Source organism: Bradyrhizobium sp. USDA3010, from assembly GCF_056429065.1.
In genome coordinates this window covers 121,412-134,086 of the sequence record NZ_JBWJZD010000019.1, presented here as the reverse complement: position 1 = coordinate 134,086, position 12,675 = coordinate 121,412, and the positions used below count along the sequence as shown (strand labels likewise).

General features: G+C 64.0%; 12 protein-coding genes. 5 read left to right on the top strand and 7 right to left on the bottom strand.

Annotated features, from left to right (window positions below):
• Window positions 1-262 precede the first annotated feature (262 nt).
• The gene (locus AC066Y_RS26305) at window positions 263-817 is read left to right on the top strand and encodes a PAN domain-containing protein (RefSeq protein ID WP_478276388.1); all 555 of its coding nucleotides are present in this window, start codon (window positions 263-265) and stop codon (window positions 815-817) included.
• 68 nt (window positions 818-885) lie between these two features.
• On the opposite strand, the gene AC066Y_RS26300 is transcribed toward AC066Y_RS26305, so the two are convergent.
• Window positions 886-2,253, bottom strand: a complete 1,368-nt coding sequence (locus AC066Y_RS26300; protein WP_478276387.1) for a sensor histidine kinase — start codon at window positions 2,251-2,253, stop codon at window positions 886-888.
• Window positions 2,250-2,930: a response regulator transcription factor gene (locus AC066Y_RS26295; protein WP_478276386.1), complete on the bottom strand. Its 681-nt coding sequence runs from the start codon at window positions 2,928-2,930 to the stop codon at window positions 2,250-2,252. The genes AC066Y_RS26300 and AC066Y_RS26295 overlap by 4 nt, the downstream gene beginning before the upstream one ends.
• Window positions 2,931-3,174: 244 nt before the next feature.
• Between AC066Y_RS26295 and AC066Y_RS26290 the strand changes: the two genes are divergently transcribed.
• Complete coding sequence (locus tag AC066Y_RS26290) at window positions 3,175-4,062, top strand: MipA/OmpV family protein (RefSeq protein WP_478276385.1); 888 nt, start codon at window positions 3,175-3,177, stop codon at window positions 4,060-4,062.
• 150 nt (window positions 4,063-4,212) lie between these two features.
• Entirely contained in the window at window positions 4,213-4,827 is a 615-nt protein-coding gene (locus tag AC066Y_RS26285) for a hypothetical protein (RefSeq protein WP_478276384.1), read from the top strand.
• A 374-nt stretch (window positions 4,828-5,201) separates the two neighbouring features.
• On the opposite strand, the gene AC066Y_RS26280 is transcribed toward AC066Y_RS26285, so the two are convergent.
• From AC066Y_RS26280 to AC066Y_RS26260, 5 genes are all read right to left on the bottom strand, one after another.
• Window positions 5,202-5,768, bottom strand: coding sequence for a nucleotidyltransferase family protein (locus AC066Y_RS26280; protein WP_478276383.1), 567 nt, complete (start codon window positions 5,766-5,768; stop codon window positions 5,202-5,204).
• 110 nt (window positions 5,769-5,878) lie between these two features.
• Window positions 5,879-6,220 (bottom strand): MmcQ/YjbR family DNA-binding protein, encoded by a 342-nt coding sequence (locus AC066Y_RS26275; protein ID WP_478276382.1) that lies wholly within the window; start codon window positions 6,218-6,220, stop codon window positions 5,879-5,881.
• A 108-nt stretch (window positions 6,221-6,328) separates the two neighbouring features.
• A complete protein-coding gene (gene lepB, locus AC066Y_RS26270; protein ID WP_375777316.1) occupies window positions 6,329-7,099 on the bottom strand; it encodes a signal peptidase I in 771 nt (256 codons plus the stop codon).
• Window positions 7,099-8,523: a metalloprotease TldD gene (gene tldD, locus AC066Y_RS26265; protein ID WP_478276381.1), complete on the bottom strand. Its 1,425-nt coding sequence runs from the start codon at window positions 8,521-8,523 to the stop codon at window positions 7,099-7,101. The genes lepB and tldD overlap by 1 nt, the downstream gene beginning before the upstream one ends.
• 382 nt (window positions 8,524-8,905) lie before the next feature.
• Window positions 8,906-9,379, bottom strand: a complete 474-nt coding sequence (locus AC066Y_RS26260) for an invasion associated locus B family protein (RefSeq protein ID WP_478276410.1) — start codon at window positions 9,377-9,379, stop codon at window positions 8,906-8,908.
• A gap of 669 nt (window positions 9,380-10,048) precedes the next feature.
• Here AC066Y_RS26260 and coxB point away from each other — a divergent pair.
• Both coxB and ctaD read left to right on the top strand, forming a co-directional pair.
• On the top strand, window positions 10,049-10,888 hold the full coding sequence (coxB, locus tag AC066Y_RS26255) for a cytochrome c oxidase subunit II (RefSeq protein WP_298376010.1): 840 nt from the start codon (window positions 10,049-10,051) through the stop codon (window positions 10,886-10,888).
• 126 nt (window positions 10,889-11,014) lie between these two features.
• A complete protein-coding gene (ctaD, locus tag AC066Y_RS26250; RefSeq protein ID WP_478276380.1) occupies window positions 11,015-12,631 on the top strand; it encodes a cytochrome c oxidase subunit I in 1,617 nt (538 codons plus the stop codon).
• The last annotated feature ends 44 nt before the right edge of the window (window positions 12,632-12,675 follow it).

Sequence of the window (12,675 nt, the reverse complement as noted above, 5' to 3'; positions counted from 1 at the left end):
TCTTGCTCTCTCGATGGACCGTAACCCCTCACCCGATTTGCTGCGCAAATCGACCTCTCCCAAGGGAGAGGTAAACCTCCGAGGCCGTTCCAACTCAATCTCATCTCATCACGCTTTAGCCCCTGACAAGCGCTGAATCGGGTCCGGAACGCGCGCTGACGGCGGTGGTGTCGCACCCGCCGTTCATCAGCCGTACAGGTTCATGGCGTTCAAATGACGCCCCGCGAAGTGTGCGGGGCTGTGCGAATTTGAAAGCAATCTCATGGGGATAGGTCGCCTCTTTAGGGCGTGGACGGTGATGTTCGCGGTTTTCGCGGCCGCTTACGTCGCACGCCCGGCATTGGCGCAGACCAATTTCGACCGGCCCGGCGGCGACTACCTGAATGCACCGGTGACATCAGGCGATCCCGCCGATTGCGCGCTCACCTGCGAGCGCGACCGCCGCTGCCGCGCCTGGAGCTTCAACTATCCGACCGACGCCAACAACGGCGCGGTGTGCTGGCTGAAGAACACCGTGCCGGCGCGGGTGCAGGACGTCTGTTGCGTCTCCGGGGTGCGCGGCGCGGGCGTGGTCGAACCGCGCAACGGCGCCATCGAAACCTCGATCGACCGCCTCGGCGGCGACTACAAGAATTTCGAGCTGAAGAGCAGCGACGGCGACGAGGCCTGCCAGGCCGCCTGCACCGCCGACAACAAGTGCCGCGCCTGGACCTACGCCCGGCCCGGCTATGCCGGCCGCGACGCGCATTGCTTCCTGAAGAAGGAGATCAAGCCGCCGCGCCGCAAGGCGGGGTTCACGTCGGGCGTGGTGCGCTAGCGCAAAGGGCGGTTGACCGGCCTCTGGATGCGATGATCGCCCATCCGATCCGCATCAGCCGGCCGCCCTCAGGCCGCCCCGGCCGCGCGCTGAATTGGCATGGCCAACGCGGCCTCCGGAAAGCGAAGGCAAGCGGTCGTTCCCTGTCCGCGGTTCGACGCGATGACGAGTTCACCCCCGTGCGAGGCCATGATCTCCTGTACGATCGACAGGCCGAGGCCGGCGCTGTTCCCGGCCGTGCCGCCGGTCTGGAATGGCTCGATCAGCTTGCGCTCCGAGCCCGGAGCGAGTCCGGCGCCGTCGTCGCTGATCGATACGCGGCCGCGGCTGAGGCTGGCCCTGATGCATCGGGCGCCCCGGGCGTGAATCAGCGCGTTGCCGACCAGGTTGGCCAGCGCGCTCCTGATAGCAGCTTCGACGCCCTGCACCATGGTGGCCGGTTCGTCGCTGTGTTCCAGCGAGAGTTCGATCCCGGCGTCCAAAGCCGACGGGCTGAAATCTGCCAGCACGTCGCGCGTCACGGTCGCAAGGTCGATCGGCCGCTTTTCGAGCGTCCCGTTTTGCAGCCGCGCCAGGTCCAGCATGGCCGAAACAAGCGATGTCAGCCGGCGGACATCGTGAATCAGCTCCACCCGCAAGGCGGGATCGGCCACGTCCTCGACCCTGGCGCGCAACAACGTCAGCGGGGTGCGGAGCTGATGGGCGGCATTGCCCAGGAACCGGCGCTGCGTCCGGATGTAGGCGTGGATTTCATCAAACGCGCGGTTCAGCGCCGTGGCCAGCGGCTTCAGTTCTGTAGGGACCCGATCGAGCGCAATCGATCCCTGCGGCGCGGCCGGATCGATCGCGAGGGCAAGCTTTGTCACCCGTTCGATGCTGCGCGCAACGAAGCGCGCGGCGAGAAATACGCCGATCGCCACGATCAATACGTACCCCGCCGCGTAGAGGGAAATCTCCAACAGATTTTTCAGGATGAACCACATCGCGATCTGGTCGGGACGGACGTGGGCGTTTCCGATCATCATCACAAGTTCGGGGACGCGGCCGGTGTGCATGACGACCATGCAGAACGAGCTCTTCTGATCGAGTGACTTGAGCATGGAAAGACCGCTCGGTCCGACAAAGGGCAGCGAAACCGGAAGCTGTGGCCTGCGTTCGCGCCCGAATTCGCTTGTCACATCGCCGTAAGCCACGACGTACCACAGGTCAGGGCTTTGGGATTTCAGCTCTTCCAATCGGGCGGTGGGGCGGACTGTGAGCCTGTCGCCGGGGTTAATGTCGGTGGCGCGACCAAGAACGTAGGCGGCCGCAAAGCAGCCGCTGCGTTCGGGCTCCTGCGCGATGAACAGCCAGAAGACGAGGCCGAGCGCGGCGAAGAAAATCACGGCAGCGGCCATCCCGAGCGAGAGCGTCAATGTCCGTGCGATCGACGTCATCGGATATTTGCCATCCTGAGAATGTAGCCGATGCCACGCATGCTGCGGATCTCGACATTGCTGCCAAGTTCGGACAGCCTCTTGCGAAGCCGAGAGACTTGCGACTCGAGGGTGTTGGATTCGATCTCGTCGTCGAATCCGTAGATGGCCTCGATCAGTGCCTCGCGGGCGATGACGCGGTCGCGTCGCATCAAGAGCGCCTCGAGGATCAAGGCCTCGCGGCGCCGGAGCAGGACCGTGTGGCCGGCGACGGTCGCCTCGTTGGTGCCGATCTTCAGTTCGACATTGCCGAACGAAAGCATTGACGACACGAATACGCGGGGCCGCCGCAGCACGGCCCGTGCTCTCGCGACGAACTCCTGCGGCTCGAAGGGCTTGCCCAGATAGTCGTCGGCGCCGCCGTTCAGCCCGTCGATCACGTCTTCCTTGGCGTCCTTGGCGGTCAGCATGATGATGGCCGGTCTGTCCGGCTGTCGGCTCAGCGTCGTGACGATATTGAGCGCATCGCCATCGGGCAGCATTCGGTCGACGATCGCCAGATCGTAGTTGAAACTGCTGAGCGCATGCCTCGCATCCGTCACGGACTCGACGATGTCGATAACGCCGCCGAGCTGTCCGAGCAGCCGGTCGAGATAGGCGGCGATTTTTGGTTCGTCTTCGATCACGAGAAAGCGCACAGACCTTCCCTCGCATGGTCGGCCGATGATCTTGCAGACGATTGTGTCGGCATCGCGCCAGCGATGGTTCAGCGCTCGCAGCGCTTGTCGACAGTCCGCTTTGACGAGACAAGCCGCGAATCTTTCGCGCCTTGCGGGCGCTCGCGGCGCGGCAATCTTCGGGCAATGTTCACAGGCCACCTACCCGCGACCATGCAGCAACCCTTCCCACAAGGCCAAGGTCAGAGGTTTTGAGCATTCCGCCATGCGAGAGTTCTCCCGTTCTTGCGCGGCGAAGACCGCGCGTCGTGCCGTCGTTGCTGCTCTTCCTGCCGCATTCGGCGTTGTCGCGGCCTTTCCCGGTCAGGCTGCCGCGCAAACCGCGTTCACGTTGCCGGCTCCGCCTTTTTCAGTCCCTTTCCTGCCCTCGGTCTCGGGCAACTGGACTGTGATGATCGGCGCGAGCGGGGCGTCCAGACCGGATTTCGAGGGTACAAACCACGGCAAGTTCGCCCCGGTGCCGATTTTCGCGATCCGTCGCCCCGGCACCGTCGACCAGTTTCGCAGCCCGCGCGACAACGCGAGCATCGCGATCGTCGACTTCGGTGATTTTCGGGCCGGCCCCGTCGGCAAGTTCGTGTCGTCGCGAAAAGCGAGCAGGTATTCCGAGCTCAGCGGTCTTGCTGACGTCAACGCGGCCTTCGAGCTCGGCGGATTCGTCGAATACTTTCCGGTCGACTGGTTTCGTGTGCGCAACGAGACGCGCCAGGGCCTCGGCGGGCACCGCGGCATCGTTTCCGACTTCTCGGCGGACTTCATCGTGCCGGTGTTCGGCGGCTTCACCGTTTCCGCCGGACCGCGCTTCACGCTGGAGACCGCGAAGGCGGTCTCGCCCTATTTCAGCATCGATACCGTGCATGCGATGGCGACCGGGCTGCCGGTCTTTGACGCCAAAGGCGGGGCGCATTCGGCCGGTGTCGGCGCGCAGCTGTCGTATCGGATCAATCCGAAGTGGGAAGTTCATTCCTATGTCGAATACGATCGACTGCTCGGCGACGCCGCGAAGAGCCCGATCGTGACGGTCCGCGGCTCGGCAAATCAGACCACGTTCGGCGTCGGCGCCTCCTATTCATTCGACGTCAAGGTTCAATGAGAGCCCATGCGACGCAGCGGTCGATGTGCGAGCTTGGCGGCGGTCGTTCTTGTCGCCGCAACTGTGGCCGGGTGCGCGACGTTTGCGACCAGCGACAGCAAGCTGCAGGCGGTCAAGACCGTCGGCATCATTTCGGCGGTCGGCGATCAAGTGACCGTCGCCAAGGGAGGGCTCACGGGCCTGGACAATGGTAGCAAAAGCTTTCCGATCGAGCCGTGGGGGCTTGATGATCTGATCGTCCAGCAGGCGACGGCGGCGCTGGGCGGCCGCTTTCAGGTGCAGCCGGTCACCTACAGCCGTTCCGCCTTTGCCACTATCAAGGATTCCGTGTTCACGCCCGCCAACCTTGTTAGCGGCGATCCGTTCAAGCAGCTGGTTCGGACCGAGGTGTCTCCGCAAGGGCTCGATGCGTATATCGTCATCACCAAGGCGCAGGCGGCCTACGGTGGCGGCCACCGAAAGGTCGAAGGCGTCGGCTTCATCACCTACCACACGGTGACGGAGTCCTACAGCCAGATCTATGCGCTCTACGAAATCAGAGTGATCGACGGCAAGACGTTTGACGTCATCGACAAGAAGGCGGCCCAGCCGCTGGGCAATGCGGGGAATGTCCCGCTCGCCGGTCCGAGTCGGCCGGTCGACGGAAATTTTCCGATCAGCTCGGGCGATGGCAACGATGAGGGCCTGCACCGGGCGATTGTCGACCTCATTACGCGCAGCCTGCCGACGACGTTGGGCGATATGCATCTCGCGGCTGTCCGCTGACACCAATCAACAAGCTGGGAGAACTCCTTTGGAGACGTCGATGTTTGACCGGTACTGGTTCCTGCTGGCCGTCTTGCTTGGCGTTGCCGTGATTTTCCTGGTGAGTTTGAGCTTGATCATCTACGCCTAGATCAGGCAAGCAGCATCGCAAGAACCGTGCGGGTGAGATCAAGCCGCCGCGCCGCAAGGCGGGATTCATGTCGGGTGTGGTGCGCTAGCGCCGCACATACATCTGTCGTCCCGGCCTCGTGCGCAATTGCGCACGGGAGCCGGCCATAACCACCGATGCAATTTGTTGTGCGATCCCGGAATGACGAGTCCCATTCGCCACGTCCGCCGCGGAGTATGGGTCCTGCTTTTGCAGGGACGACAGGCTACGCCGCCGCCAGCACCGTGATCTCCGGCCATAGCGCCTTCCACCGCGCCGCCTTCTTCGCATAGTTCGCCGCGGAAAAATTCGCGGTGAGGTTCGGCCGCGCGATCATGCCGGCGACATCGTCGAAGCCGTTCGGCGCATAGACGTCGTAACCATCGGTGCTGCGGCGGATGCCGATCTGCGTGGTCGCGGTGAGGAAGCGATCGATGCCGTCGGTTGAGCGCGACAGCGCGGGGTAGGGCAGGCCGTGCTTGTCGGGATACCAGAGATGGACGCGGGCCTGGTTGCGCGCCTCGATCACAACCCCGAGATGGCCGAGCCGTGCCTTCAGCTCGCGGATCACTGCGTCCTCGGCCTCCCACGACGTGTCCGGACCGAAATAGAAGATGTCGTAGTCGCTGATGCCGTGATCGATCGGCCGGCCGGTCAGCACGTTCCACACGGTCTGCACCAGGCAGCCGGACACCAGCCAGGCGTCAGGCAGGGCAACGCGGTGCAGCTCGTCTGTTATCGCTTGATTGACCGGGTTGCGCAGCGCGGCTGTGAGGAATTCGTCTTGAGTCATACCTCGACTTCTCAGCCGTCATTGCGGGGAGCGAAGCGACGAAGCAATCCACGGTCCCACGTGTGCCGCACGATGGATTGCTTCGCTCCGCTCGCAATGACGAGAAACGATTATCCGGTCGCGTCATAATCCCTGACCGCCTTCTTCGATGCCAGCGTGCGCCAGTGCCGGCGCAGCAACGGCTCGACGGTCGTGCGCTTGGCCTTCGACAGGCGGATCAGCACGATCGGATAATCGCGGTAGTGATCGGTGAAGTAGAACACCGTCGGCTGGCTCTCGACCAGCATGTCGCGCTCATCCGGCGGCACGCCGGGCATCACCAGGCTGTCGCCGTCTTCCTTGAGCCGCGCCAGCATCTTCTTGCGCACCTTCAGCGCCGGCGTGCCGTAGGACGAGCCATTCTCGACCTCCGGCCAGGCCAGCGCGATGTGCCTGATGTCGTCGAAGGTCACGGCAATCATCCCATAAAGAATGTAGCCCGGATGGAGCGAAGTGAAATCCGGGGCATCTTGCCGAGTGAGAGATCCCGGATTGCGCTGCGCTCCATCCGGGCTACGCGTTTACTGCACCGAGGTGAAGAAGCGTGCGAGGCGGAAGCCGGAGAGCCAGGTCCAGACCGGCTGGCTGCGGATGCCCATGTCCCAGGAACCGACCACTGCATCGGCGCGGCCGATCAGATTGTCGATCGGCAACAGCCCGACGCCGCCGTCGCGCACCGGCACGCGGCTGTCGGCGGAATTGTCCCTGTTATCGCCGAGCACGAACAGGTTGCCGGGCGGCACCGTCACTTCGGCGGTGTTGTCCAGCCTGCCATTGTCGCGGATCTTGAAGATCGCGTGGCTGACGCCGTTCGGCAGCGTCTCGATATAGCGGTAGGCGTCCTCGCCGCCGCCGCGATCATCCTCGGCAAAGCCGGTGCCATCGGGCTTCAGCGCCGCCGCATGATCGTTGATAAAGAGCTGACCCTGCCGCATCTGGATGCGATCGCCGGGCAGCCCGACCACGCGCTTGACCCAGGCCTGCGAGCGGTCGCCCGGCCAGCGGAACACGACGACGTCGCCGCGCTTCGGCGTCTCGCCGAACACCCGGCCGGTCTCCGGCAGCGTGATCTGGATCGGCAGCGACGCCGCGCCGTAGCCGTAGGGAAATTTCGAAGCGACCAGCGCGTCGCCGATCAGCAGCGTCGGTTCCATCGAGCCCGACGGCACGTAGAACGGCTCGGCGATCGCGCCCTTGGCAAGGAACACGACGGCCACGATCGCGGCGAGTTGCACGGCCTGCCCGCGCCAGCTGGTCGGCTTGGCCGCCACGACTTCGTTTCCGCTGCTCACTAGCCTGTTCCTCCGACCGTAATCCGTTCCATCCGCAGCGTCGGCTGGCCGACGCCGACCGGCACGCCCTGGCCGTTCTTGCCGCAGGTGCCGATTCCCGTATCCAGCGCAAGATCGTTGCCGATCATGGTGATCCTGTGGAGATCGGTCGGTCCATTGCCGATCAGCATGGCGCCCTTCAGCGGCGCGCCAAGCTTGCCGTTCTCGATCTTGTAGGCCTCGGTGCACTGGAACACGTACTTGCCCGAGGTGATGTCGACCTGGCCGCCGCCGAAATTGGCGGCATACATGCCGTTCTTCACCGAGGCGATGATCTCGGCCGGGTCGCGGTCGCCCGCCAGCATGTAGGTGTTGGTCATGCGCGGCATCGGCACATGGGCATAGCTCTGCCGTCGGCCGTTGCCGGTCGGCTTCATGCCCATCAGCCGGGCATTCTGGCGGTCCTGCATGTAGCCGACCAGGACGCCGTCCTCGATCAGCACGGTGCGGTTGGTCGGCGTGCCCTCGTCGTCGATCGACAGCGAGCCGCGGCGCGACGCCATGGTGCCGTCATCGACCACGGTGACGCCCTTGGCCGCAACCTGCTGGCCCATCAGGCCGGCGAAAGCGGAGGTTTGCTTGCGGTTGAAGTCGCCCTCGAGCCCGTGGCCGACGGCCTCATGCAACATCACGCCGGGCCAGCCGGCCCCGAGCACGACATCCATCTCACCGGCGGGCGCCGGCACTGATTCGAGATTGACCAGCGCCTCGCGCAGCGCGCCGTCGGCGGCATCGCGCCAGGCCTTGGTCTCGATGAAGCGGTCATAGCCCTCGCGGCCGCCATAGCCCTTGCTGCCGCTCTCCTGCCGGTCGCCATGGCCGGCGACCACGGAGATATTGACGCGCACCAGCGGGCGGATGTCGCGATAGCTCTCGCCATCGGGCCGCAGGATCTCCACCACCTGCCAGGTCGCAGTGAGGCTGGCCGAGACCTGCCGCACCCGCGGATCCTTGTCCCTGACATAGGCGTCGATCTCGCCGAGCAGTTTGACTTTTGCTTCGAACGCCGGGCCATCCAGCGGGTTCTCGTCGCCGTAGAGCCTGACATTGGTGTGGGCCGGCGCCGCGGCGAAAGTCCCGGCATAGCCGCCGCGCACCGCCGCCACCGCGTCCGCCGCGCGAATCAGCGCCGGGATCGAGACGTCGGAGGAATGCGCATAGCCCACCGCGTCGTCCTTGACGGCACGCAGGCCGAAGCCTTGCGAGGTGTCATAGGTCGCCTGTTTCAGCCGGCCATTGTCGAACACCAGCGCTTCGGTCTGCCCGAACTCCAGGAACAGCTCGCCGTCGTCGGCGCCTTCAAGTCCGCGGGACACCTCGCGGCGGACGGCATCGCGGTCCAGATTGGCGCGGTCGAGCAGGGAGGTGGTGGCAGGATTGGTCATGGTCACTCCGACGCAATGCGATTCCTTGCGATTCCTTGTCATCCTTGCCTGAAGCGCAGCTGATTGCCAGTGCGGAACCCGCAGCAGGACTTTCGGGCGATTGAAGCAGAGACGAGCGGAAAACTCACCTTACAACCCGGAAACCTGTGCCGGTCCCGGTTCAGGCCTGGACGGCGATCGGCAAAGATAGTGTTCGGGGTGGCAAACCGGGAGTGCCTGCGGCCATGCGGCCGATCACGGCAGCCCCACGCGATTGTCACCTTGTCGTCATCAGCCCGCGCGCCGATCCGCCTTCCGCGGCGGGGCTCTCCGGCTCGTCGGCATCCCCCGGCACGGCTCGTCAAACACCGGTTTGAGCGCCTTGGCGGACGCTGTAATTCGCCTAGGGCAATTTGTCATAGCCCTCCGCGAGCCCATTCAGGCTGAGCGGAAAGCCGATACCTTCTTCCGGGGTCTCGAAGATGATGAATGTCGCGGTCTTGGCGCTCTTGAGCTGGCCGAGCAGCTTGTCGTCCATCACGACCTCGGCGACGCAGCCATTGGGCAGGCATCGGACAAAACCGGCGCGGCCGACGTCCTGATTGTCGAGCTTCAGGCCGAGGCCGGAGGGCAGGAGCACACCGAGCGGGGCCACCACGCGCATCAGGCGGCTCTTCTGGTCGGCGGTCTTCAGCACGATCACGGTCAGGCCGGCATTGGAGCGGTCTTCGGCTACCACGCTCTGGATCAGCGCGCATTGCTCGGCCTGGGCGCCCGGCGGGGTGTCGCAGCGGATCTGCCAATCGCCATGGACCGAGCGCACTGCGCCCTGCGCGTTTGCCGGCCGGGTCAGGCCAAAACAGAGGGCCAGAATCATGAGACCGCCGAGCCAGAAGGCCGCCGTCAAACGCAAATCCCTTGCCTGCAAACCTCTGGCCTGAATGTTCGAAGCGCCCATCCGGGTCGATCCTTTGATGTTCGGTCGGTCCGGCCGTCCGCCCGGCCGCCGCTCACACGCACGATCAGGATGCGCCTGCAAAAACCGCATCATGATCTCATCTCTTTGTTTGAGCATGATCTTTTCGGGAAACCGGTGATCCCTGTTCCGGATCGTGCTCGTTAGCCGACTGATACCGCAATGACGGCGCCTTGAAGGCGATCTTGAAGCCATTCCCGCGCTGGATTGGGGCAGCCCGCAGCGAATCAGGTTCCTGCGAGCCATCCCGTCTGTGCGTACATCCGGCAATCCGCCTGTCAACAGTGCGCGGCGTCGTTTCGGCGACTTTCGCTTGATTTTGCGGGAAAATTCGCAAGCGGCAGCTTCATCGCAGGCGCATGGCTTTCGGCCGTACTACTGCATTGCGAGCGCCTGCGAATTATGGTTTGAGAGGCTGGATTTCGACGCGTTCTAGCGATCTGGCTCCCGTACCCACCTTGACTCAGAGACGGGTATGTCCGGAAGGCCATTTGTCAGGGCGGATCGTGCTGTATCTCCGGTCACGTGCCGGGGGTGCGTTGGGGAATAATGCAAGGGAGCGCGAACGGCATGAAGATGTCGATTGGCCGGTTGGGCAGGCAATTGCTGGGGTTGGCGGTGGCGGGTGTGGCGTCAGTTGCCGCGGGATCGGCCTTCGCCGAAATGGGGCAGCCGGCGCCGTGGGAGCACACGCTGCAGGAAGCCGCGACCCCGGTGATGGAAAACATCATCTGGTTTCACAATTTCCTGCTGGTGCTGATCACCGTCATCACCCTGTTCGTGCTGGCGCTGCTCGTCATCGTGGTGGTGAAGTTCAACGCCAAGGCCAACCCGGTCCCCTCCAGGACCACCCACAACACCTTGATCGAAGTGGCCTGGACGCTGATCCCGGTGCTGATCCTGGTCGGCATCGCGGTGCCGTCCTTCCGTCTCCTGTTCCTGGAGCTCGACGTGCCGAAGCCGGACCTCACCGTGAAGGTCACTGGCAAGCAGTGGTATTGGTCATACGCCTACCCCGATAACGGCAAGTTCGAGTTCGACTCGCTGCTCGACAAGGACAAGCAGCCCCGCCTGCTCGGCGTCGACAACGAGATGGTGGTCCCGGTCAACAAGGTGGTGCGGATCCAGACCACTGGCGCCGATGTGATCCACTCCTTTGCGGTGCCGGCCTTCGGCGTGAAGATCGACTCGGTCCCCGGCCGCCTCAACGAGAGCTGGTTCAAGGCCACCAAGACCGGCGTGTTCTACGGCCAGTGCTCGGAACTGTGCGGCAAGGACCATGCCTTCATGCCGATCGCGGTCCGGGTCGTCAGCGACCAGGAATTCGCGACCTGGGTTGAAGGGGCCAAGAAGAAGTTTGCGACCAACCCGGCGAATTCCTACGCCTCGGCTGGTCAGGCGGCACAGTAAGCCCCAAGGGTTAAGGCACCAAGGGTTAAGGCCCCAAGGCTTAAGGCCCCAAGGCTTGCGGCGCGGATGGAATAAGGGCGATGGGACCGCAAGGTCCAAGAGGGACTGCAAGGCAGGATTTTGAACATGGCGACAGGCGCAGCGACACACGACGATCACGCCCATGATGATCACGCCCACCATCCGACCGGATGGCGGCGCTATCTCTACTCCACGAACCACAAGGATATCGGTACGATGTACCTTATCTTTGCGGTGATCGCGGGCATCATCGGCGCTGCGATGTCGATCGCGATCCGTGCTGAGTTGATGTACCCGGGCGTCCAGATATTCCACGAAACGCACACTTATAACGTGTTCGTGACCTCGCACGGTCTGATCATGATCTTCTTCATGGTCATGCCGGCGATGATCGGCGGGTTCGGCAACTGGATGGTGCCGCTGATGATCGGCGCGCCGGACATGGCGTTCCCGCGCATGAACAACATCTCGTTCTGGCTGCTGCCGGCCTCGTTCGCGCTGCTGCTGCTCTCCACCTTCGTCGAGGGTGAGCCGGGCGCCAACGGCGTCGGTGCGGGCTGGACCATGTACGCGCCGCTGTCGACCTCGGGCCATCCCGGTCCGGCAGTCGATTTCGCGATCCTGTCGCTGCATCTCGCCGGTGCGTCGTCGATCCTCGGCGCCATCAACTTCATCACCACGATCTTCAACATGCGCGCGCCGGGCATGACCCTGCACAAGATGCCGCTGTTCGTGTGGTCGATCCTGGTGACCGTGTTCCTGCTGCTGTTGTCGCTGCCGGTGCTCGCCGGTGCGATCACCATGCTGCTGACCGACCGCAATTTCGGCACCACCTTCTTTGCGGCTGACGGCGGCGGCGATCCCGTGCTGTTCCAGCACCTGTTCTGGTTCTTCGGCCACCCCGAAGTGTACATCCTGATCCTGCCGGCCTTCGGCATGGTCAGCCAGATCGTCTCTACCTTCTCGCGCAAGCCCGTGTTCGGCTATCTCGGCATGGCCTACGCCATGGTCGCGATCGGCGGCATCGGCTTCGTGGTGTGGGCGCACCACATGTACACCGTCGGCATGTCGTCGGCGACGCAGGCCTATTTCGTCGCTGCCACGATGGTGATCGCGGTGCCGACCGGCGTGAAGATCTTCTCGTGGATCGCCACGATGTGGGGCGGCTCGATCGAGTTCAAGGCGCCGATGATCTGGGCGATCGGCTTCATCTTCCTGTTCACCGTCGGCGGCGTCACCGGCGTGGTGCTGGCCAATGCCGGCGTCGACCGCGTGCTGCAGGACACCTATTACGTGGTGGCGCACTTCCACTACGTGCTGTCGCTCGGCGCCGTGTTCGGCATCTTCGCCGGCTGGTACTACTGGTTCCCGAAGATGTTCGGCTACATGTACTCGGAGCGGATCGCCAAGGCGCACTTCTGGTTCACCTTCATCGGCGTCAACCTGGTGTTTTTCCCGCAGCACTTCCTCGGCCTGTCGGGTATGCCGCGCCGCTACGTCGACTATCCGGATGCGTTCGCCGGCTGGAACCTGATCTCCTCCTGGGGCTCCTACATCTCCGGCATCGGCGTGCTGATCTTCATCTACGGCGTGATCGATGCCTTCGTCCGCAAGGAGCAGGCCGCGAACAACCCGTGGGGTGCCGGTGCGACCACGCTGGAGTGGACGCTGACCTCGCCGCCGCCGTTCCACCAGTTCGAAGTGCTGCCCCGCGTGCAGTAAGTCCAGAACAACGCGGCGCACCCTGGGTGCGCCGCGCCTTTTGA